The organism is Halopseudomonas sp. SMJS2 (genome assembly GCF_029866945.1).
Taxonomy (GTDB): domain Bacteria; phylum Pseudomonadota; class Gammaproteobacteria; order Pseudomonadales; family Pseudomonadaceae; genus Halopseudomonas; species Halopseudomonas bauzanensis.
Genome location: NZ_CP123445.1, coordinates 1,039,707 through 1,062,005, shown reverse-complemented (window position 1 = coordinate 1,062,005; position 22,299 = coordinate 1,039,707). Strand labels below are relative to the sequence as shown.

Here is a 22,299-nt window from a genome sequence, read left to right as displayed (position 1 = left end):
TTTCCTGACAGGAGACCATTGTGTCCTACGAAGAATTCGAAGCCCTTGCCCTGCCCTTGTCCATCTTCGCCCTGGTGGCGTTCATGGGATTCATCGTCTGGGACCTGGCAAAAAAATCCAAGGCCGGCCGCTACGGCACCATGGTGCTGTTCTTCGTCCTGGGTCTGGGGGTAGCCGCCTTTGTGATCAAGGAAATCGTGATCACAGTTATCGGCTGATTTCATCGGCCTCGGCCACTCCCTTGAATCATGACTCACTGCGCTCATACTGTTGGCAAGGAGAAGGAGCCGCGATCATGACACCGAATACCTGTGCCGAAACCCATGAAGTAACCAATCAGGTCCCCCCGCTGGACGGCCTCAACCTCTACCGCAGCGATCTGCCGCTGCAGCAATGGGTACACCGCTACCGGGGCGACTGGGCCGATGAGCAGCTATCGGCCTACGGTCAGTTGGCCGGCGGTCCGCTGATGCAGGCCGGTTTTCTCGCCAATGCCAACCCACCGGTGTTCCACAGCCATGACCGCTACGGCCACCGTATCGATGTGGTAGAGTTCCACCCCGCCTACCATGAGCTGATGAGCGCAGGCATCGCCCATGGCATCACCAGCGCACCCTGGACTGAACCCCGCCCCGGCGCCCATGTCGCCCGCGCCGCCACCATGTACCTGCATAACCAGGCGGAGGCCGGCACCAGTTGCCCGATGACCATGACCTTCGCCTGCGTACCGGCGCTGCGACTGCAGCCGGATCTGGCAGAACGCTGGCTGCCGAAGATACTGTCGCGCCAGTACGACCCACGCAACCTGCCGATGGAGCACAAGACCGGCCTGACCATCGGCATGGCCATGACCGAAAAGCAGGGCGGCACCGATGTGCGCGCCAATACCACCCGCGCCTGGCCAGTAACCAATGCCGGCCCCGGTCATGCCTACGAATTGCTCGGGCATAAATGGTTCTGCTCGGCGCCCATGTGCGATGCCTTTCTGACCCTGGCACAGACCGACAAGGGGCTGAGCTGTTTTCTGCTGCCCCGCCACCGGCCAGATGGCAGTCGCAACCAGTTCTATATCCAGCGCCTGAAAGACAAGCTGGGCAACCAGGCCAATGCCTCCAGCGAAGTCGAGTTCCGCGGCGCCCTGGCGTGGATGATCGGCGAGGAAGGCCGCGGCGTACCGACCATCATCGAGATGGTGGCATTGACCCGCTTCGATTGCATGATCGGCTCCAGCTCGTTGATGCGCCAGGCGCTGACCCAAGCCACCCACCACTGCGCCCACCGCAATGTGGGCGGCCGTCCGCTGATCGAGCAGCCCCTGATGCAGAACGTGCTGGCCGATCTGGCCCTGGAAAGCGAAGCAGCACTGGCCCTGACCATGCGCATGGCCAGCGCGCTGGATCACGCCGACGATCCACACGAGGCGGGATTCGCCCGGCTGGTCACCGCTATCGGCAAGTACTGGATCTGCAAACGTGCCCCGGCCATGATCAACGAAGCTCAGGAATGCCTGGGCGGCGCGGGTTATGTGGAGGACAGCATCCTGCCGCGACTCTATCGCGAGGCCCCGGTGAACTCGATCTGGGAAGGCTCCGGAAACGTGCAATGTCTGGATGTGTTGCGCGCCCTGTCGAAGGAGCCGGGTATTGTCGAAATGCTGTTTGCCGAATTGGGCGATGGCGCGGGAGACCGGCAGCTGCAGGCGCATATCAACAAGCTGCAACAGCAGTTTGCCGACAAGGACGACATCCAGTACCGCGCCCGTCAGTTGACTGAAGATGTAGCCGTGGCGCTGCAGGCCAAGCTACTGCTGGAAGCGGGTAACAACACCGTCTCCGACGCCTTTATCGCCAGTCGTCTGCAGGACCATGGCCGCGTCTACGGCACTTTACCCCGCGGGCTGGATGTGCGTGCGCTGGTCGAGCGGGCGCAACCGCAGGCAAGGTAACTCTGGATCCTCTCTCGAGAGCATGAAACTCGGGAGGATCTTGCTCAACGAGTCAGGGTTTTCCTTCAGCCACACCCAATTAACAGGACGGTGGTGGGCAGTTGCCCTTGGCGAACCGTGTGCGGCCATGGACGGCCGCACACGAGCGCCACGGAAGGCACGGGTGCGTGTTCGCCAAGGGCAACTGCCCAGGGCCGTCAGACGCCGAGCGTGCCCCAGACATATCTGCGGAGCTGGCAGCAAGGCCGCTGGTCGAGATGAAACTCGACGGGGTTGCGATCGACGGGGTTGCCATCGACCCTCCTGAGGACGTGCTGGCTGGTGACATAGCATTTGCCGGTAGGGGCGATGGTTGAAATGGAGCCAGCCGGCAGCAGCTGCGGTGCTGGGCAGTCGTGGTACGAGCTAGTGCTCGAACCTCCCAGGGGGGCGGTGCTCGAACCGCCGGCTGGCACGCTCACCTTTCATCAGCCATAAAAAAGCGCCCGCGGGCGCTTTTTTACTCCATGCAGATCAGAAAATCTGCCGCTGGATGATGGTCTCATTGCGATCCGGACCGGTGGAGATGATATCAATCGGCGCACCGACCAGCTCCTCGATCCGGGCAATGTAGGCCTGGGCGTTAGCCGGCAGCCCTTCCAGCGTCTGGATGCCCAGGGTCGACTCGCTCCAGCCAGGTACTTCCTCGTAGACCGGCTCCAGGCCGATATAGCTATCCGCGTCGCTCGGCGCTTCCAGCACTTCGCCTGCAGCGTTACGGTAACCGACACAAATCTGGATTGCATCCAGACCATCGAGCACGTCCAGCTTGGTCAGGCACAGCCCGCTGATGCTGTTGATTTCGATGGCGCGCCGCAGGATAACCGCATCAAACCAGCCGCAACGACGGGCGCGACCGGTGGTGGAACCGAATTCGTGACCGCGCTGGGCCAGACGCTCACCGATGTCGTCGAACAGCTCCGTGGGGAACGGACCAGAGCCGACCCGGGTGGTGTAGGCCTTGGTGATGCCCAGCACATAGTCCAGGTACAGCGGACCAAAACCGGAACCGGTGGCGGTGCCGCCAGCCGTGGTGTTGGAACTGGTCACGTAGGGGTAGGTGCCATGGTCGATGTCCAGCAGCGAGCCCTGGGCTCCCTCGAACATGATATTGGCGCCTTCGCGGCGCAGCTCGTGCAGCCGTGCCGTCACATCCTGCATCAGCGGCTTGAGCCACTCGGCATATTCCATGGCCTCGTCGAGAGTCTTCTGGAAGTCGATCGGCTGCACCTTGTAATAATGCTGCAGAGCGAAGTTGTGGTAATCCAGTACCTCCCCCAGCTTGGCAGCGAAGCGCTCGCGGTGGAACAAGTCGCCCACGCGCAGACCGCGGCGGGATACCTTGTCCTCATAGGCCGGGCCGATACCACGACCGGTGGTGCCGATCTTGGCTTCACCGCGGGCCAGTTCACGGGCCTGATCCAGCGCCACGTGGTAAGGCAGGATCAGCGGACAAGCCGGACTGATGCGCAGACGATCACGCACCGGCACACCCTTGGCTTCCAGGCCGGTCAGTTCCTTGAGCAGCGCCTCCGGGGACAGCACCACGCCGTTGCCGATGTAGCACATCACGTTTTCGCGCAGAATCCCCGAGGGAATCAGGTGCAGAACGGTCTTCTCACCGTCGATCACCAGCGTGTGACCGGCATTGTGCCCGCCCTGATAACGCACCACCGCTGATACCTGATCAGTCAGCAGATCGACGATCTTGCCCTTACCCTCATCACCCCATTGGGTGCCCAGGATGACAACATTCTTACCCATGTTCAGCTCTTGCCTCACTCGTTAGGAACTGGCCCAGCAGGCCATGAAAGTCAAATGTGCAGTTCTTTTACCTGCCAACCATCATTCGCAAAATGCAGAATCCGATCACAACCGAAACCCACCGCCTCGGCATCGAGCTGACCGGGCAATGCCACTATCACCCGCTCACCGGCTTGACGCAGCTGCATGACCTTGTCGTGCAGACCAGGCTGGCTCGCATGCGGCGCCCAGATGCCGTGATCACGACGACCACCGTCGATCTCACCGCAGGCCACCAGCAACCGCAGGTCAGTTGAGAAACCCGTAGCCGGGCGCGCACGGCCGAAGTCACGGCCAATCTCGTCATAGCGACCGCCCTGGGCGATGCTCTGACCGGTGCCAGCGACGAATGCCGCGAAGGTCACGCCCGTGTGGTAGTGATAACCACGCAGCTCCGCCAGATCGAAATACAGCGGCACCTTCGGATAGCGCTGGGAAATCACCTGAGCGATTTCCGCCAGCTCGTCGAGCGCTGCCAGAATGGCCTCGGGCGCACCGTCAAGCATAATATGCGCACGTTCCAGAACCTCGACCCCACCGGACAGCTCAGCCAGGCTGCAGAGCATGGCCGCCAGGGCTGGTTGCTCGATACGCGAGGTCAATTCCTGCACCTCGTCCAGCGCCTTGCGCTGCAGGGCATTGAACAGAGCGCGTTCGACCGCGCCGTCCAAACCCGCCGCCTCGACCAGACCACGGTAAATACCCACGTGGCCGATATCCAGATGCACACCCTCGACACGCGACGCCGCCAGGGTTTCCAGCATCAACGCAATAACTTCGATATCGCTGGCACTGGACGCATCGCCATAGAGTTCGGCACCCAGCTGGATCAGACTGCGGGACGTGGACAACGGCCGCGGCAGCGTGTGCAGCACACTACCGCAATAGCATAGACGACTGGGACCTTCAGCGCCGAGCGTATGCGCGTCGATACGCGCCACCTGGGGCGTGATGTCCGCACGCAGGCCGAGCATACGCCCAGACATCTGGTCGATCATTTTGAAGGTTTGCAGTTCCAGATCATGACCGGAGCCGGTCAGGAGGGATTCGAGATACTCGATATGCGGGGTGATGACCAGGTCATACCCCCAGCGGGAGAACAGATCCAGCAGTTGCCGACGGGCTGCTTCGGTACGCGCCGCCTCTTCCGGCAGCACTTCTTCGATCCCGTCAGGCAAGAGCCAGCGATCAACAGTAGGCATTTTCAAAACCTTTATTACGTAAAGGGCAAAGGTCTGTCGACCCACCCTAGCGGATCAGATATAAGCAGGCAGTACCCGCCAGCATGCTCAGCAACCCGGCAACCCGCAGTTGCCGGTCACTCATACCGCTCACTTCAACCAGCATTCGTTTCCACCGGCGGGGAGCCAGAAAGGGCATCAAACCTTCCAGAACCAGCACCAGACACAGTGCCGCGGCCAGATTCTGCCACATGAACTCGAACCCCTCGCCCGGATCTGCCGGTCACAAAAAAGCCGGGATGACCCGGCTGCGCGATTGTAGCATGTTTTCGACTGGCTACACCCGTTCGTTGGACGAGTGCAGCCAGGCTCGAATCAGGGTTGCTGCGCCCCTTTGAAAAACTTGAAGAATTCGCTGCTCGGGTCAAGTACCAGCACATCGGACTTGCTTGAGAAGCTTTCACGGTAGGCCTGCAGACTGCGATAGAAGGAGTAGAACTCAGGATCCTTGTTATACGCCTCGGCATAGATGGATGCCGCTTCGGCATCACCCTGACCACGGATTTCTTCAGCTTCACGGAAGGCTTCGGCCAGGATCACGCGCTGCTGCCGGTCGGCATCGGCGCGAATACCTTCGGCCAGCTCGCGGCCCTTGGCGCGATGCTCGCGGGCCTCGCGCTCACGCTCGGAACTCATCCGCTCGAACACGCTACGGTTCACCTCACGGGGCAGGTCCATACCCTTGACCCGCACATCGAGCACCTCGATACCGAGTTCGCGGCGCGCGCTCTCGTTCAGATCGGCAGTGATATCGGCCATCAACTGATCACGCTCACCGGCCACCACCTCATGCAGGGTACGGCGCGCCACTTCGTTACGCAGACCGGACTCCAGCTGGCGAGATAGACGCTCTTCGGCAATCGAACGCAGTCCGGAGGTAGCGGTGTAGTAGCGTTGCACGTTGGCGATGCGCCACTTGGCGAAGGAGTCCACCATCAGCGCCTTCTTTTCCAGCGTCAGGTAACGCTGGGTGGTGGTGTCCAAGGTCAGCAGGCGGCCATCGAACATCTTCGCTTCCTGCACGAACGGCAGCTTGAAGTGCAGCCCCGGTGGCACGTCGTCACGGACGACCTTACCGAACTGCAGTACCAGACCGCGCTGGGTCTGCTCGACGATGAAGAAGCTGTTCCAACCGACCACGATCACCACCAGGGCGATTACGAGTCCGAAAATTGACTTGTTACTCATCAGCGGACCTCCCTTGTACGCACATCACGCTGCTGCAGTTGTACAGGCAGACGGGTATTGGCATCAGCGCCAGCGGCAGATGGAACGGCCGAGGACGAAGATGACGAACCACCGCCCTGCTGCATCAGCTTGTCGATCGGCAGGTACAGCAGGTTGCTGTTGCCATCACCCGACACCATGATCTTGCTGGTGTTGCTCATCACTTCTTGCAGCGTTTCAATAAACATACGCTCGCGCATCACTTCCGGCGCTTGCTGGTACTCGCTCACCAGTAGGTTGAAGCGCTCAGCCTCACCCTGGGCACGGGCGACCATGGCCTGACGGTAACCGCTGGCTTCTTCCAACAGGCGCTGAGCCTGACCGCGGGCTTCCGGAATCACGCCATTGGCATAGGATTCAGCCTGGTTGCGCTCACGCACCTCGTCTTCCCGGGCGCGGATCACGTCGTCAAACGCGTCCTGCACCTCGGCCGGAGCCTGCGCGCTTTCGATGTTCACCTGAACCACGGTGATACCGGTCTGATAAGCATCCAGATAACGCTGCAGACGCTCGGTAGTCTCGACGCCCATCTGCTCACGACCTTCGGTCAGCACCTGGTGCATCCCCGTGGAACCGACCACATGACGCAGCGCGCTCTCGGTTGCATGGCGCAAACTGGTCTCGGGATCTTCTACCTTGAGGACGAAGTCCTCCAGATTGGAGATACGGTACTGCACCGCCAACGGCACCTCGACGATGTTCTCGTCCTCGGTCAGCATCTGACCCTGTTGACGATAAGAGCGTACCTGGGTGACGTTGCGCTGGAATTTCTTCTCGATCGGCGGGAAGTAGAGATGCAGACCCGATTCAACGGTCCGGTGATATTCACCGAAACGCAGCACCACTGCCTGCTCCTGCTCGTCGACCTTGTAGACCGCATTGAATAGCCAGAAAACGAAGATGATCAGGCCGCCGATGACCCAGAGGCCCTTGGGGATGCCCTGTCCACCGCCGACACGCCGGCCGTTGCCGCCATCGCCGCTGCCGCGCTTCTTGCTGCCGAAGATACCGTTCAGGCTGTCCTGCAACTTGCGCAGCGCCTCGTCCAGATCGGGTGGTCCCTGCTTGCCGCCGCGATTGCCACCGCCGCGGTTACCGCCACTACCCCAGGGATCCTGGTTGTTCGAGTTGTTGCCACCACCAGGCTCATTCCACGCCATAGCGTTCTCCGTTATCCAAAACCATTAAACTGCTTCCGCCGACGTGGATGGCCGGCGCAGTCATTTCTGCAATCCTACAGCAAATGTCAGCCGCAGCGCGAACCGCGACCGCCATCCATTATTGCAAAGTGTGTTGTTCGAGAAACCTGTCCGGCTGCCAGCCTTCACGTTTGAGCAGCCGATTGAAGTCGCTGCGCTGCAGGCGCAGATCCAGCTCCTGACGGCCGTCAGCGGCGATGCGCTCGGCAGTGACCGCTCCCGCAGCGTAGAACTGCGCGCGCAGCCGGGCCTCGGCGTGCTCCAGCACAACGCTCTGCTGCACGATATCGTCACCCAGGCGTTCAGCGACAGCCTGCGCCAGCAGCTCCAGACCCTCGCCTTCGCGTGCCGACAGCCAGACCCGCACCGCCACGCCATCGCCGTCACGCTGAATCTGAGGTTCGAAGTTATCCAGCAGATCGATCTTGTTGTAGATCTCCAGCATCGGCAGTTCATTGGCGCCAATCTCACCCAGTACCAGATTGACCTGCTCGATATTCGAGGTGCGCTCCTCATCCGCGGCATCAATTACATGCAGCAACAGATCAGCCTGACTGGATTCTTCCAAGGTGGCGCGGAAGGCTTCAACCAGTTTGTGCGGCAGATGGCGGATGAAACCCACCGTATCAGCCATGATGACCGGGCCGATATCGTCCAGCTCAACCCGGCGCAGGGTCGGATCGAGCGTAGCGAACAGCTGATCGGCCGCGTACACCGCAGATTCAGTCAAGGTATTGAACAGAGTGGACTTGCCGGCGTTGGTATATCCGACCAGGGAGACGACAGGAATTTCCGCCCGGCGACGGGCGCGGCGAGCCTGATCACGCTGGCTGCGCACCTTCTCCAGGCGCTTGGAGATCTGCTTGATGCGCACCCGCAACAGGCGGCGGTCGGTTTCCAGCTGGGTTTCGCCCGGGCCGCGCAGACCAATACCACCTTTCTGCCGCTCAAGGTGAGTCCAGCCGCGAACCAAGCGGGTACTCAAGTGATCCAGCTGGGCGAGCTCAACCTGCAACTTACCCTCATGGGTACGCGCACGTTGGGCGAAGATATCCAGAATCAGCCCGGTACGATCAATCACCCTGCACTCAAGCTCGCGCTCGAGGTTGCGTTCCTGGCTCGGTGTCAGCACATGGTTGAAGATGACCAGATCACCCTCACCCGCCTTGACCAGCGCGCGCAGCTCCTCAACCTTGCCCGTGCCGATGAGAAAGCGCGGGCTGGGCTGATAACGATTGATAGTCAGGAAATCGACGATCTCCGCGCCGGCCGAGCGTACCAGTTCCAGAAACTCATGAGGGTCTTCACGGTTCTGTTCATCCTGGCCTTCCAGGTGAACGAGTACGGCACGTTCACCCCCCTCATGACGTTCAAAAAACAATCAGGCCTCCAGCGCGATCAAGGATTGCCAGCCTCGGCCTCATCGCCACCCTGCACCGGCAGGCGAACCGGGCGACCGGGCACCACGGTGGAAATGGCGTGCTTGTAAACCATCTGGCTGACAGTGTTCTTCAGCAAAATGACGAACTGGTCGAAAGACTCGATCTGGCCTTGCAGCTTGATGCCATTGACCAGGTAGATGGATACCGGAACACGTTCCTTGCGCAGAACGTTCAGGTAAGGGTCTTGTAGAGAATGCCCTTTTGACATTGCCTCACTCCTTATGGAAACCATTATGGGAACCGCTTTAAATTGAAATGCATTATCCGGCCAGTCCATCAGGACGGACAGCCAGTATCCAGATGACTACGTGACACCTGCCGACAGCAGTACGAGAAAGCTATATGGCGATTGACCCGAGGTATTTCAAGAGCTTGTCCGATCTTTCCGGGTCCAGGCTGTCGAACCATTCGATATCCTCACGCCAACCGCGCAGCCAGGTAAACTGGCGCTTCGCCAACTGCCGGGTGGCAATTACACCGCGTTCGACCATTTCATCGAGAGAGAGTTTCCCGTCGAGATAGTCCCAGGCCTGCCGGTACCCCACTGCACGAACCGACGGCATCGACACATCCAGATCACCCCGCGCATGCAAGGCTTCCACTTCAGCAATGAAACCCTGCTCCAACATCAGTGAAAAACGCAGGGCAATGCGTTCATGGAGGATATGCCGCTCGCGGGGAGCCACAGCCACATAGCGCGTAGTATAGGACATATTTGCCCCACCAGTCGCCCTGCTTTCGGCATTTTCAAGCGCCTGGCGGGCATGCCAATCGGTCAGCGTCACGCCACTCAACAGAAAGACTTCATAAGCACGCTGAATCCGCTGCGGGTCATTGGGATGAATGCGGGCGGCCGCGGTCGGATCGACCTTCGCCAGCTCGGCATGCACTGTCTCCCAACCCTGCGCCGCAGCCAGGGCCTCGATGCGCTGACGCACCAGCGGATCAGCCGCCGGCATTGCGGCCAGTCCGCCGGCCAGAGCCTTGTAATAGAGCATGGTGCCGCCGACCAGCAGCGGAATGCGGCCGCGATTGATGATATCGGCGATCAGCGCCTGGGCATCATGGCGAAAACGTGCCGCCGAGTAGGCTTCGGCTGGATCGAGGATATCTACCAGATGGTGGGGATAACGCGCCAGGGTCGCGGCATCGGGCTTGGCGGTGCCGATGTCCATGCCGCGATAGACCAGTGCCGAGTCCACGCTGATCAGCTCGCATGGCAGGTGCTCGGCCAGATGCAGGGCCATATCGGTCTTGCCCGCGGCGGTCGGGCCCATCAGGCAGATCACCGTGGGTGTCGCAGAAGCGCCCATTCAACGGCCCCGGAGGAAGAGTTTATCCAGCTCGCCCATGCTCATGCGGGTCCAGGTCGGCCGCCCGTGGTTGCACTGGCCACTGCGCTCGGTCTGCTCCATGTCACGCAACAGTGCGTTCATTTCCGCCAGGGTCAGGCGCCGATTGGCGCGTACCGAGCCGTGGCAGGCCATGGTGGCCAGCAATTCGTTGCGGTGCGCCTCGATGCGGTCACTGGTACCGAACTCCATCAGATCCGCCAGCACATCCTGCACCAACTGCGCCGCATCGGCCTGGCGCAGCAATGCCGGAATTTCACGAATGGCCAAGGTTTCCGGCCCCATGCGCTGCAAGGCAAAGCCCAACCGGGCGAACCAGGCGGCATGTTCCTCGGCGCAGTCGGCCTGACGCTGACTCACCGCCATCGACTCGGGTACCAACAGCGGTTGGCTGCGCAGCCCCTCAAGCTCCATGGCCTGCTTCAGGCGCTCATAGGTGATGCGCTCATGGGCGGCGTGCATGTCGACGACTACCAGGCCGTCGGCATTCTCCGCCAGAATGAATACGCCGTGCAGCTGGGCCAAGGCGTAGCCCAGCGGCGGCACCTCGCCGGCGTCTCCGGCTGGCGGCATCTGCGCAGGCTGACCCGCCGTTTCACCATAAAGCCCGGCATAAGCCTGCGTGGCGCCAGCCAATGCCTGTGGCGAAGGGCGTTCCAGCGCCGCAGGCGCAACCGACCAGGCTGGTGCGGGTTCATTCAGCGGCATATGGGTCTGCCCGGAGAACACCCCGGCGCTCAGGCCCGTGGCGGCCGGCATGGCCGTTGACTGCAAGCCTTCACCAGTTGAATCATCCGTCGCCCCGCTCTGCGAGTCCGGCCGCTGATCGGCCAGCGCCCGGTACAGGGTGCTGAACAGGAAGTCGTGCACCATGCGACCGTCGCGGAAGCGCACCTCGTGCTTGGTCGGGTGTACGTTGACATCCACCACCGCCGGATCCACTTCCAGAAACAGCACAAAGGTCGGGTGCCGTCCATTGAACAGCACATCACGATAGGCCTGACGTACCGCATGGGCCACCAGCTTGTCGCGGATCATCCGGCCATTGACGCAGAAATACTGCAGGTCCGCCTGGCTGCGGGAAAAGGTCGCCAGTCCGACCCAGCCCCACAGGCGCAGTCCGCTGCGCTCCTGGTCGATGGTCACCGACTGTTCGACGAAGGCCGGACCGCAGATGCTGGCGACCCGACGCCGCGCCTCCTGCTCGGTGTGCGCCGGCCGCAGGCTAAGTACCGAGCGACCATTGTGCCGCAGATTGAAAGCGACATCGAAGCGCGACAAGGCCAGACGTTTGACCACCTCTTCCAGGTGGCCGAATTCGGTTTTCTCGGTGCGCAGGAATTTGCGTCGCGCCGGGGTATTGAAGAACAGGTCACGCACTTCCACCGTGGTGCCCCGGGGATGCGCCGCCGGTTGCACCCGCGGGTTCATGTCGCGCCCTTCGGTTTCCACCTGCCAGGCCTGTTCCGCGGTCTCCGAGCAGGAGGTCAGCAGCAGCCGCGACACCGATGCCACCGAGGCCAGCGCCTCGCCACGAAAGCCCAGGGTGGCCACCCGCTCCAGATCATCCAGATCCATGATCTTGCTGGTGGCATGGCGTGACAGCGCCAGCGGCAGATCACCCTCCTCAATACCACAGCCGTCATCGCGCACCCGCAACAGTTTGACGCCGCCCTGTTCGACGTCGATGTCGATTCGCGTGGCGCCGGCGTCCAGGCTGTTTTCCAGCAGCTCCTTGATCACCGAGGCGGGACGTTCGACGACCTCTCCAGCCGCAATCTGGTTGGCCAGACGCGGATTCAACAACTGTATTCGGGGCATGTCAGACTTCGTTAGCAGTATCAGGGGTCATTTTTGACCAGCATGTTGCCGGCCGGCACCTTGAGCACCTGACCGACGCGAATCTGATCACTACCCAGGCCGTTGGCCTGGCGCAGACTGGCCAGGCTGACCTCGTAGCGGGTAGCGATCATCGACAGGGTATCACCCCGCGTCACCGTATGCTCACGTGGCCCTTGCGCCAGCTGACCGTTGCTCTTGAGCGCGGCAATGCGCGTACCGGGCGGCGGATTGCGGTGGAAGTAGCTGCGAATACCGCTGTGCATCGCCCGCGCCAAGCCCTGCTGGTGGCTGCGGGTCACCAGCTTCCTGGCCTCCCCGGGATTGGAGATGAACCCCGTCTCAACCAGAATCGATGGAATGTCCGGGGATTTGAGCACCATGAAGCCGGCCTGTTCAACCCGGCGCTTGTGCAACGGGGTCAGCTTGCCGATAGAGCCCAGTACCTGCTGCCCGACATCCAGGCTGGCGGACAGGGTAGCGGTCATGGACAGATCCAGCAGCACGCTGGCCAGCACCTGATCCCTGTTGTCCAGACTCACGCCGCCCACGCCGCCGATCAGGTCGGAGCGGTTTTCCCGGTCCGCCAGCAGGCGCGCGGTTTCCGAGGTCGCACCGCGATCAGACAAGGCGTACACCGACGCGCCGAAGGCGCTGGGCCGGGTAAAAGCATCGGCGTGAATGGAGACGAACAGGTCGGCGTTGTGCTTGCGGGCGATCTCGGTGCGCTTGCGCAACGGAATGAAATAATCCCCGGTCCGCACCAGCACCGCCTTGAATCCCGGCTCGGCATCGATCAGTGCTTTCGTCTCGCGAGCAATTGCCAGCACCACATCCTTTTCCCGCGCCTTGTTATGGCCGATGGCGCCTGGGTCTTCACCGCCGTGACCGGCATCGAGAGCAACAATGATATCCCGCTGGCCGGCCTCGCTCACCGAGCGGGTCGGCGTCTGCGGCAAGGGCGAAGCGCTTGGCTCGGCCGTGGCCGGCAGGTCCGGTCGCGGCTCGTTGTCATAGAGGTCGATCACCAGTCGGTGGCCGTGCTGCTGATTCGGCGGCAACGAGAAGCTCTTCGGCTTGACTTCACGGGACAGGTCCAGCACCACCCGCAGATCGCTGCCGTCACGAGGCGCCGAACGCAAGCCGGTCAGCGGGGTGTTCTGCAGCGGCAGATCACCGGTACTGGCGGCAAAGCGCGCGCCCGAAATATCGATGACGATCCGCTCGGGATTGGACAGGGTAAACAGTTTGTGGTCGGCAGGGCCGGTGAGGTCGAAGACCAGCCGGGTGTTGTCCGGCGCGCGCCACAGGCGCACACTTTCGATCTGCGCGGCCTGCAGCAGGCCGCCATACAGCGTGCCGGTGACCAGCAGTAACAGCCCCAGCGCACGCAGCGTCATTGTTCTGAGTTTTATCACGGCGTTGCTTCGCCTCTTGTGCTGTGCAGCCTGTGGCCAGCAGCCAGGCCGCGCTCCCCATGCCCCTCAATCTGCAGTCTTCTGCCATCGCCGTCAACCGTGATGCTGATGATCAGGTCCGGCTGCGGCAACATGCCCTGGCCTTTCGCGGGCCATTCTATCAAACACAGGCTATTGTCCGAAAAGTAGTCACGAATACCGAGAAACTCCAATTCCTCGGGGTCGGCCAGTCGATACAGATCGAAATGGTAGATACTCCGCTGCTCCAGCTCATAGGGCTCAACCAGCGTGAAGGTCGGGCTTTTCACCGCACCGACATGACCGGCAGCGCGGATCAGGCCACGACTGAGGGTAGTCTTGCCCGCGCCCAGGTCGCCCTCAAGCCAGACGCTACCGCGCCAGTTCAGTGCCTCACCAATAGCCGCGCCCAGGCGTTCCATGGCCTGATCACCTTGTGCATGCAATTCCAGGGTCATCAAATATCCCGCAGGTTCAGATAAAAACGTATGGATGAAATCAGGTCGCTGGCGATAATACCCAACTGACCGCCCTGCTCTGCCGCCCGGTCACCCGCCAGGGCATGCAGCAATACCGCGTAACGCCCGGCTGCGCCCGCTTCCAGCCGCTGGGCCAACAACGCGCCGATCAAACCGGACAGGACATCCCCCATCCCCGCACTGGCCATACCCGGATTACCGTACTGGCATAACCCCGGCAACATTTCATCTGCGGGCCCGGCCACCAACGAGCCCACACCCTTGAGGACAGCCGCACAGCCAAAGCGTTCCGCCAACCGCTCGACCGCCGCCAGCCGGTCGGCCTGAATGTCTGCAGTCGCGCAGCCGAGCAACCGGGCCGCCTCGGCCGGATGTGGCGTGATGATCGTCCGCTTGCCCAACGAGACAGCCTGCGGCGCGGCGGCGATGGCATTCAGCGCATCGGCATCCAGTATCCGCGGCAGGTCGCGTTCCAGCACTGCATTCAGCAGTTGTGTAGCCCAGGGATCAGAGCCCAATCCGGGGCCCAGCACCACTGCCGTGGCCTGGTCCAGCAAAGGTGCCAATTGTGCCGGATCATCCACCCCATGCGCCATCACTTCCGGGCATCGGGCCAGCATAGGCACCACATGTTCACTGCGGGTCGCCACACTGACCTTGCCCGCGCCGCAGCGCAGCGCGGTTTCTGCCGCCAACAGGATAGCGCCGCCCATCCCCTGGTTGCCGCCGATGACCAACAAATGGCCGAACATACCCTTGTGTGCGGCCCGGGGCCGCGGCGCAAGTGTCTCCTGATAGAACGCCAGATCCAGCCGTTCGAGCTGCGGCGCCACGCCCGGCTCGGGCGCCTCGGCCAGCGCGGCGAAACACAGCTCACCGACCTGATCCGGCCCCTGGCCGGTCAGCAGGCCGGGCTTGAGGGCGATAAAGGTCACCGTCAGATCCGCCCGGATAGCGCAACCCTCGATGACTCCGCGATCAGCATTCAAGCCGCTGGGCAGGTCTACCGCCACCACCGGTAGGCCGCTGGCATTGACCGCTGTAATGGCATTGCTGAAGGGATCACGCACCGCCGCTTGCAGCCCGGTGCCGAGCATGGCATCCAGCACCACACCACTTCGCGGCAGAACGCCTCGCCAGGGCTCGATGCTGGCGCCAGCTTCCCGGGCGGCGCGCCAAGCCGCTGCCGCATCGCCTTGCAGACGCTCCGGCGGCGTCAGCGTCAATACCTGCATGTGCCAGCCAGCCCGCTGGGCCAGGCGCGCCACCAGATAACCATCGCCGCCATTATTACCGCCGCCGCACAGCACGGTCAGCCGGTCGGCATGGGGCCAGCGTCGGCGCAGCTCGCGCCAGACAGCGGCGGCGGCCCGCTGCATCAGCTCGAAACCGGGCGTGCCGGCAGCGATAATGCGCGCATCCAGCTCTCTGGTAGCCGCGGCGCTGTAGATGTGGCGAGGAAGATCAGGACGCATGGACATGTCACCCGGATGTGTTGTCTGGCAGAATTATACGTTCACTCAAGCACAGACCCCAGCCCCATGCCCGATACCGCTCCCGATTATGTCCAGCTTGCCGCTCAGATCCGCGAGATCGCCGCCGAGCTCGGCTTTCAGCAGCTGGGCATCAGCGACCCAGACATCGGCGCCCATGAACAGCGTCTGCAGCAATGGCTGGATGCGGGCTACCACGGGGAAATGGAGTGGATGGCCAGCCACGGCAGCAAGCGCACACGGCCGGAAGAGCTGGTACCGGGAACGCGCCGGGTCATTTCGGTGCGCATGGATTACCTGCCCACCGACACCGGCATGGCCAAACGACTGGCCGACCGCGATGCGGCCTATATCTCCCGCTACGCCCTGGGCCGCGACTATCACAAGCTGATCCGCCGCCGTTTGCAGCAACTGGCCGAGCGTATCCAGAACCTGATCGGCCCGTTCGGCTTTCGCGCCTTCGTCGACAGCGCCCCGGTCATGGAACGCGCCCTGGCGACCCGCTCCGGGCTGGGCTGGATCGGCAAGAACACCATGCTGCTGAACCGCAAGGCCGGCAGCTTCTTCTTCCTTGGCGAGCTGTATACCGATCTGCCGCTGCCTACCGATGAAGCCTATGAGCAGGACCACTGCGGCAGTTGCAGCGCCTGCCTGAGCAAATGCCCGACCGATGCGTTTGTCGGCGCGCATGTGCTGGATGCCCGGCGCTGCATTTCCTACCTGACCATCGAGCTCAAGGGCGCGATACCAGAGGAATTGCGTCCGCAAATGGGCAACCGGGTGTTCGGTTGTGATGACTGCCAGTTGGTCTGCCCATGGAACAAGTTCGCCAAGCCCACCAACGAACAGGATTTTAGTCCGCGCCATCAGCTGGATCAGGCCGACCTGATCAGCCTGTTCCGCTGGGATGAAGAGCAGTTTCTGAAAAACACCGAGGGGTCACCGCTGCGCCGCATCGGCCACGAACGCTGGCTGCGCAATCTGGCCGTAGGTCTGGGCAACGCCCATACCAGCATCCCGGTGGTCGAGGCACTCCGCAGTCGGCTCGATCATCCCTCTGAACTGGTGCGCGAACATGTGCGCTGGGCGTTGACACGGCACGGAACCAGCCCGGAAAGCTAGAGTGGCATCTGCCTTGGGTGCAGGGGCTGGCCGCCCCCACCAGCCCGCCCCGCCACCGTTCAGAACTTGATGAAGTGCTCGCGGTAATGCCGCAATTCGGCAATCGAATCGCGAATATCATCCAGCGCCAGATGACTGCTCTCTTTCTGGAAACCATCCCGCACCGCCGGCGCCCAGCGCGCGGCCAACTCCTTCAGCGTGGACACATCCAGGTTGCGGTAATGGAAGAACCGCTCCAGGTTCGGCATGCCGCGATAGAGAAAACGTCGATCCTGGCAGATGCTGTTGCCGCACATCGGTGAGCGTCCCGCCGGCACCCATTTGCAGATGAACTCGAGGGTCATCTGCTCTGCTTCGGCCAGGCTGATGGGGCTGTCCTTGACCCGTTGCACCAGACCAGACTGGTTGTGCTGGCGGGTATTCCACTCATCCATGCCGTCGAGCAGCGCATCGGGTTGCTTGATGGCCAGCGCCGGCCCTTCGGCGAGCACGTTCAGTTGGGGGTCGGTGATGATGGTGGCAATTTCGATGATCACGTCCTTGTCCGGATCCAGACCGGTCATTTCCAGGTCGATCCAGATCAGGTTATCAGGGTGCTTCATAGTCGCTCCTTTGCATATTGGCGCCGCCGGGTAGCAGCAGTATACGCGCCCCGTGCTACACTGCGGCGGATTCTCAAGATGCATAATTTATGGCCAAGCGACATCTCACCCGACGCCAGAGCTGGCGGATTCAAAAAATCCAGGACGAGCGCAGCGCGCGCGCCAGCCGGCGGGCCGATCTGGCCGAGGAAAGCCTGCTCGGCGGCGACCTCGGGCCAGAACAGGAAGGCCAGGTCATCGCCCATTTCGGGGTGCAGGTGGATGTCGAGGCCAGCTCCGGCCCGCTGCAAGGCCAGGTCCGGCGCTGCCATCGGCGCGCCAACCTGCCGGCACTGGTAACCGGCGACCGCATCGTCTGGCGCGCCGACAACCAACAAGGTGGCGTGATCGTCGCACTGCAGCCGCGAGCAACCGAGCTGCATCGACCAGACCATCGCGGCCAGCTGAAGCCCGTGGCAGCGAATGTCGACCGTCTGGTGATTGTATTCGCCCCCCTGCCCACGCCACACAGCAACCTGATCGACCGTTATCTGGTCGCCGCCGAACAGGCTGGACTGGAACCGCTGCTGGTATTGAACAAGGCTGACCTGCTGGATCAGGGCGACTTCGGGCACATCCGCTCGTGGCTGGATGACTACGCCCGCCTGGGCTATCGCACCCTGTGCCTGTCCGCTGGCTCGGGCGAAGGGCTGGATGGCCTGCGCCGGGAGCTGCGTGATCATGTCAATGTGCTGGTCGGTCAGTCCGGGGTGGGCAAATCCTCTTTGATCAACGCTCTGCTGCCGGATGTGGACCTGCGCGTCGGTGCGCTGTCGGAGATGACCGGCAAAGGTACCCATACCACCACCACCGCCCGGCTGTTTCACTTTCCTGATGGCGGCGATCTGATCGACTCCCCCGGCATCCGCGAATTCGGCCTGACTCATATCAGCCCCGATGAGCTGCTGGAAGGCTTTATCGAGTTTCGCCCATTCCTCGGCCATTGCCGTTTCCGCGATTGCCAGCACAAGCACGAACCGGGATGCGCCTTGCTCGAAGCGGTGGCCAGCGGCGAGATTTCCGCCGGCCGAATGAACAGCTACCGGCATATCCTGGCAAGTCTGAGCGGCAACTGAGCCGGTGCTCCAGCGCCCAGAAGCCCTACTGCAGGAGCGGCCTCGGCCGCGAAGCGTTCCGGGTGAGGCTTCGCGGCCAAGGCCGCTCCCACAATAGATCTCTCCTGCTGCGGCGCTTCTAGAGCCTCAGTTCCAGGGACTGACTGTCATCATCGAACAGGTTACGCGGGCGCTCAGAGGGTGGCGTGGCGGGCAGCTCGTCGGCTGCCGGCGCGCTATCCCCAGCCGATTGCGAGTCCGGCGATGCGCCTTCCGGTGCAAATGCCGGGTCGGCCTGCGCCGAGCCACCTTGCGGCCGCTCGGCGCCGGCCTGCCGCCGCATATCGAACTCGGCACGCTTGTTCATGACCACGATATCGATCCGCCGGTTGATCGGATTGAGCGGGTCGTCCGCGTCGAATAGCGCCGAGTCGGCGTAGCCCACCACACGCGCCACCTGCTGCTCGGGGTACCCGGCGGCCAGCAGCGTGCGCCGCGCCGCATTCGCGCGCTGGGTCGACAGTTCCCAGTTGCCGTAATCCCGACGTCCGGTATAAGGCATGGCGTCGGTGTGGCCGCTGATGCTGATACGCTTCGGCACCTTGGCGATGGTATCGGCCAGGGTCAGCAGGATCTCCTCGAAATACGGCCGCAATTCGGGGCTGCCACTGGCGAACATGGGCCGATTTTCCGCATCAACGATCTGGATGCGCAACCCCTCCAGGGTAAACTCCATCAGGATCTGATCACGGAAGCGCTGCAGAACCGGCTCGGTATCGATCTTGTTCTGCAGTTCCTGCAACAGCAGGTCCAGCTCGCGCAGCTCCATCTTGTCCGGCAGCTCATCCACCTCCGGCCGCGCCGGCACCATCGGCTCCAGTTGCTCCAACGGCTCCGGCAATTGGTCCCTGCCACTGTCCAACTCATTGAGGGTACGTTGCGGCGCCGGTGTCGGCGAGCCGCCCAGATCAATTGGGTGCGGGCTGCCACCATCAAAATTGATCGGGTCCTTGAAATAGGCGGAGACCATTTTCAGCTGCTCCGGCGTCGCTACCGTGACCAACCACATGACCAGGAAGAACGCCATCATGGCAATGGCGAAGTCAGCGAAGGCGATCTTCCAGGAGCCGCCGTGGTGGCCGTCAGCCTTGCGGCTGACTCGCTTGACGATGATCGGCTGAGGACTGTCCACGGCTCAGCGCCCCTTGACCGACGTTTCCAGCTCGGCAAAGCTTGGCCGCTGCTCCGGCAGCAGTGCCTTGCGGCCAAACTCCACCGCCAATGCCGGTGGCAGGCCCTGGGCACTGGCGACCAGGCACATTTTGATCGCTTCGTAGGTATTGGCCTCTTCGTTGGCGTCATGCTGGACCGCGGTGCCGAAAGGTCCAACGAAACCGTAGGCCGCGAGGATACCCAGGAAAGTCCCCACCAGCGCAGTACCAACCTTCTCGCCGATCAAGGCGTTGTCCGCCTCGCCGAGGATACTCATGGTGATGACGATCCCAAGCACTGCAGCGACGATACCGAAACCCGGCAGGGCGTCGGCGATCCGGTTCAGGGCGCGGGCCGGCTCGTTCAGTTCCTCGGTGAGGCTGGAAATTTCCACATCGAACAGCGCTTCCAGCTCGTGGGGCGCCATAGTGCCGGTGGACATGATGCGCAGGTAGTCGCAGATGAAAGCGGTCATATGCGCATCCTTGAGAATCGCCGGGTACTTGCTGAAAATCGGGCTTTCCTGGGGCTCTTCGATATCCGCCTCGATCGCCATCATGCCCTCGCGGCGGCTTTTGTTGAGGATCTCATAGAGCACCCCGAGCACATCCAGATAAAAAGCCTTGTTGAAGCGGTGTCCAAAGAAGATCGCCGGGATCTTGCCAAGTACCTTTTTTACCGTCGCCATGCTGTTGGCGATCAGAAAGATACCCAACGCCGCACCGCCAATGATGACGATTTCAAAAGGATGCCACAGCGCCGCCAACATCCCGCCCGACATCATGAATCCACCAAACACGCTGATGGTGACTATCACATAACCCACAATTTTCAGCATATGCCCCGCTATCTCCGACTCGCCCGGCGCCCGACCGGCACCCAAAAAACCATCATACCGGCCTATATCGGCCACGGCGCGCCAATTCTGAATGACAAATTGCAGCGGCTGCTGCCACTCATCGCATCGGCTTTTTCAGCCAAGCCCAGCTTTGCCGGCTTTGCTCTGTATAATGCCTGCAACAACGAAAAGAGATTCGAACCATGACCACTTCCTCTCCTGCATTGCCGTTACTGCTGGAGCCCAGTCAGTTACCGGCATCGCTCGATCCGGCGGTATTTCGGCTGGTCGACCTGAGCAAGTCCGAGCAGTACCTGGCCGGCCATGTCCCCGGCGCCGTGCATCTGCCGCCCGGCAGCATCACCAGCCCTGCTCCGGTTCCCGGGCTACTGCCCGACGTGGCCAGCCTGCAGCAGATTCTCGGCAGCCTGGGCCATCACAGTGAGCTGCATTACATCGTTTACGACGATGAAGGCGGCGGTTGGGCCGGACGCTTCATCTGGATTCTCGACAGCATCGGCCACCCGCACTACAGCTATCTGAATGGCGGTCTGAAAGCCTGGCAGGCCGAGAATCTGCCGCTGGAGCAACAGGCGCATCAGGCCGAGCCAACCCAGCCCACCCTGACCGTCAATGGCGATCACAGCGTGACTCTGGATGAGCTGCTGGCCAACCTGAATAACTCTGATCAGGTGATCTGGGACGCTCGCTCGCCGGCCGAGCACCGGGGCGACAAGGTGCTGGCCGCTCGCGGCGGGCATATCCCCGGGGCCATCAACTTTGAATGGACGGCCGGCATGGACCCGCAGCACGGCCTGCGCCTGCGCGCCGACCTGGCTGCACAACTGCAAGCCCTGGGCATCACTCCTGACCGGGACGTGGTCACCCATTGCCAGACCCATCACCGCTCCGGCTTCACCTATCTGGCGGCCAAGATCCTTGGCTACCCACGGGTCAGGGCCTATGCCGGCTCCTGGGCCGAATGGGGCAACCATCCCGATACACCCATTGATCTCTGAGACCTCTACATGCGCGATCGCCTGTTCATCACTTCCCAATACCTATTGCCCCAGCACCTGCTGTCCCGTCTGGCCGGCGGGCTGGCCAACTGTACCTGGAGCTGGGTGAAAAACCCCTTTATCAACTGGTTCGTCAAGCGCTACCAGGTCGATATGAGCCAGGCCGTCGAGCCGAACCCGACCGCCTACCGCTGCTTCAATGATTTCTTTACCCGCGCCCTGCTGCCCGACGCCCGCCCACTGGATGAGGGCGAAGCCAGCATTCTCTGCCCGGCCGATGGCGCCATCAGCCAACTGGGCAAGATCGAGCATGGCCGCATCTTCCAGGCCAAGGGCCAGAGTTTCAGCGTGCTTGAACTGCTCGGCGGCAATCCGGCCCATGCCGAGCAATTCCAGGGCGGCGAATTTGCCACCGTATATCTGTCGCCCAGCGACTATCACCGCGTACACATGCCCCTGGGCGGCACACTGCGCGACATGATCTATGTACCGGGCAAGCTGTTTTCAGTGAATCAGACCACCGCAGAGAACGTGCCGGAGCTCTTCGCCCGCAACGAACGGGTGGTCTGTCTGTTCGATACCGATGCCGGCCCCATGGCCGTGGTGCTGGTCGGTGCGATGATCGTGGCCTCAGTGGAAACCGTCTGGGCTGGCCTGGTGGCGCCACCGCAACGCCAGCTGCGCAGTGAATCCTACGGCCACCGCGCCCCGGAACTGGAACGCGGCGCGGAGATGGGCCGCTTCAAGCTCGGCTCCACGGCTATTGTGCTGTTCGCTCCCGGACGCGCGCGCTGGGATGAACACCTGGCGGCCGGCAGCCTGGTACGCATGGGTCAGAAGATGGGCGAGCGACTCAGCCCCGCTGACTGAGCCATTGAAGCTGTAAGCACAACGCCCCCGCTCGCCGGGGGCGTTGT

22 protein-coding genes are annotated in these 22,299 nt (G+C 62.2%); 7 read left to right on the top strand and 15 right to left on the bottom strand.

Going from position 1 to position 22,299, the window contains the following annotated elements:
• Positions 1-20: 20 nt before the first annotated feature.
• Together QAO71_RS05035 and QAO71_RS05030 are read left to right on the top strand one after the other, a co-directional pair.
• Positions 21-218, top strand: a complete 198-nt coding sequence (locus QAO71_RS05035) for a DUF2788 domain-containing protein (protein ID WP_036990626.1) — start codon at positions 21-23, stop codon at positions 216-218.
• 77 nt (positions 219-295) lie between these two features.
• Positions 296-1,945, top strand: a complete 1,650-nt coding sequence (locus tag QAO71_RS05030; RefSeq protein WP_280165424.1) for an isovaleryl-CoA dehydrogenase — start codon at positions 296-298, stop codon at positions 1,943-1,945.
• A gap of 513 nt (positions 1,946-2,458) precedes the next feature.
• Here the strand turns inward: QAO71_RS05030 and QAO71_RS05025 are convergent.
• The 12 genes from QAO71_RS05025 to QAO71_RS04970 form a co-directional block, all read right to left on the bottom strand.
• Positions 2,459-3,748 carry an adenylosuccinate synthase gene (locus QAO71_RS05025; RefSeq protein ID WP_074780242.1) on the bottom strand — a complete coding sequence of 430 codons (1,290 nt, stop codon included), beginning with the start codon at positions 3,746-3,748 and terminating at the stop codon, positions 2,459-2,461.
• Between the two features lie 50 nt (positions 3,749-3,798).
• On the bottom strand, positions 3,799-4,989 hold the full coding sequence (locus QAO71_RS05020; protein ID WP_280165423.1) for an ATP phosphoribosyltransferase regulatory subunit: 1,191 nt from the start codon (positions 4,987-4,989) through the stop codon (positions 3,799-3,801).
• Between the two features lie 46 nt (positions 4,990-5,035).
• On the bottom strand, positions 5,036-5,221 hold the full coding sequence (locus QAO71_RS05015; protein ID WP_036990630.1) for a DUF2065 domain-containing protein: 186 nt from the start codon (positions 5,219-5,221) through the stop codon (positions 5,036-5,038).
• A 122-nt stretch (positions 5,222-5,343) separates the two neighbouring features.
• Complete coding sequence (gene hflC / locus QAO71_RS05010; protein WP_036990631.1) at positions 5,344-6,216, bottom strand: protease modulator HflC; 873 nt, start codon at positions 6,214-6,216, stop codon at positions 5,344-5,346.
• On the bottom strand, positions 6,216-7,415 hold the full coding sequence (gene hflK, locus QAO71_RS05005) for an FtsH protease activity modulator HflK (RefSeq protein WP_074780235.1): 1,200 nt from the start codon (positions 7,413-7,415) through the stop codon (positions 6,216-6,218). The genes hflC and hflK overlap by 1 nt, the downstream gene beginning before the upstream one ends.
• A 118-nt stretch (positions 7,416-7,533) precedes the next feature.
• Positions 7,534-8,835 (bottom strand): ribosome rescue GTPase HflX, encoded by a 1,302-nt coding sequence (gene hflX / locus QAO71_RS05000; RefSeq protein WP_036990633.1) that lies wholly within the window; start codon positions 8,833-8,835, stop codon positions 7,534-7,536.
• A gap of 17 nt (positions 8,836-8,852) precedes the next feature.
• Entirely contained in the window at positions 8,853-9,104 is a 252-nt protein-coding gene (gene hfq / locus QAO71_RS04995; RefSeq protein WP_036990634.1) for an RNA chaperone Hfq, read from the bottom strand.
• Positions 9,105-9,234: 130 nt separating this feature from the next.
• A complete protein-coding gene (gene miaA, locus QAO71_RS04990) occupies positions 9,235-10,209 on the bottom strand; it encodes a tRNA (adenosine(37)-N6)-dimethylallyltransferase MiaA (RefSeq protein ID WP_280165422.1) in 975 nt (324 codons plus the stop codon).
• Positions 10,210-12,069 carry a DNA mismatch repair endonuclease MutL gene (gene mutL, locus QAO71_RS04985; RefSeq protein ID WP_280165421.1) on the bottom strand — a complete coding sequence of 620 codons (1,860 nt, stop codon included), beginning with the start codon at positions 12,067-12,069 and terminating at the stop codon, positions 10,210-10,212.
• 20 nt (positions 12,070-12,089) lie between these two features.
• The gene (locus tag QAO71_RS04980; RefSeq protein WP_036990637.1) at positions 12,090-13,487 is read right to left on the bottom strand and encodes an N-acetylmuramoyl-L-alanine amidase; all 1,398 of its coding nucleotides are present in this window, start codon (positions 13,485-13,487) and stop codon (positions 12,090-12,092) included.
• 14 nt (positions 13,488-13,501) lie between these two features.
• Positions 13,502-13,981, bottom strand: a complete 480-nt coding sequence (gene tsaE, locus QAO71_RS04975; protein ID WP_280165420.1) for a tRNA (adenosine(37)-N6)-threonylcarbamoyltransferase complex ATPase subunit type 1 TsaE — start codon at positions 13,979-13,981, stop codon at positions 13,502-13,504.
• Positions 13,981-15,483: an NAD(P)H-hydrate dehydratase gene (locus tag QAO71_RS04970; RefSeq protein ID WP_280165419.1), complete on the bottom strand. Its 1,503-nt coding sequence runs from the start codon at positions 15,481-15,483 to the stop codon at positions 13,981-13,983. The genes tsaE and QAO71_RS04970 overlap by 1 nt, the downstream gene beginning before the upstream one ends.
• Positions 15,484-15,543: 60 nt before the next feature.
• Here QAO71_RS04970 and queG point away from each other — a divergent pair, with 60 nt between their 5' ends.
• Positions 15,544-16,617, top strand: a complete 1,074-nt coding sequence (gene queG / locus QAO71_RS04965) for a tRNA epoxyqueuosine(34) reductase QueG (RefSeq protein WP_280165418.1) — start codon at positions 15,544-15,546, stop codon at positions 16,615-16,617.
• Between the two features lie 59 nt (positions 16,618-16,676).
• Here the strand turns inward: queG and orn are convergent, their stop codons facing one another.
• Positions 16,677-17,219, bottom strand: coding sequence for an oligoribonuclease (gene orn, locus QAO71_RS04960; RefSeq protein ID WP_280165417.1), 543 nt, complete (start codon positions 17,217-17,219; stop codon positions 16,677-16,679).
• Between the two features lie 89 nt (positions 17,220-17,308).
• Between orn and rsgA the strand changes: the two genes are divergently transcribed.
• Positions 17,309-18,334: a small ribosomal subunit biogenesis GTPase RsgA gene (gene rsgA, locus QAO71_RS04955; RefSeq protein ID WP_136869272.1), complete on the top strand. Its 1,026-nt coding sequence runs from the start codon at positions 17,309-17,311 to the stop codon at positions 18,332-18,334.
• 118 nt (positions 18,335-18,452) lie between these two features.
• Here rsgA and motB read toward each other — a convergent pair whose 3' ends face one another.
• Positions 18,453-19,505 (bottom strand): flagellar motor protein MotB, encoded by a 1,053-nt coding sequence (gene motB, locus QAO71_RS04950; RefSeq protein WP_280165416.1) that lies wholly within the window; start codon positions 19,503-19,505, stop codon positions 18,453-18,455.
• A gap of 3 nt (positions 19,506-19,508) precedes the next feature.
• Complete coding sequence (gene motA, locus QAO71_RS04945) at positions 19,509-20,363, bottom strand: flagellar motor stator protein MotA (protein WP_280165415.1); 855 nt, start codon at positions 20,361-20,363, stop codon at positions 19,509-19,511.
• Between motA and QAO71_RS04940 the strand changes: the two genes are divergently transcribed.
• The 3 genes from QAO71_RS04940 to asd are packed head-to-tail and all read left to right on the top strand — an operon-like array spanning position 20,364 to position 22,252.
• Positions 20,364-20,570 carry a hypothetical protein gene (locus QAO71_RS04940; protein WP_280165414.1) on the top strand — a complete coding sequence of 69 codons (207 nt, stop codon included), beginning with the start codon at positions 20,364-20,366 and terminating at the stop codon, positions 20,568-20,570.
• Positions 20,567-21,382, top strand: a complete 816-nt coding sequence (locus QAO71_RS04935) for a rhodanese-like domain-containing protein (RefSeq protein ID WP_280165413.1) — start codon at positions 20,567-20,569, stop codon at positions 21,380-21,382. Before QAO71_RS04940 ends, QAO71_RS04935 begins: the two co-directional genes overlap by 4 nt.
• Positions 21,383-21,391: 9 nt before the next feature.
• Complete coding sequence (gene asd, locus QAO71_RS04930) at positions 21,392-22,252, top strand: archaetidylserine decarboxylase (protein ID WP_074780211.1); 861 nt, start codon at positions 21,392-21,394, stop codon at positions 22,250-22,252.
• Positions 22,253-22,299: the final 47 nt, after the last annotated feature.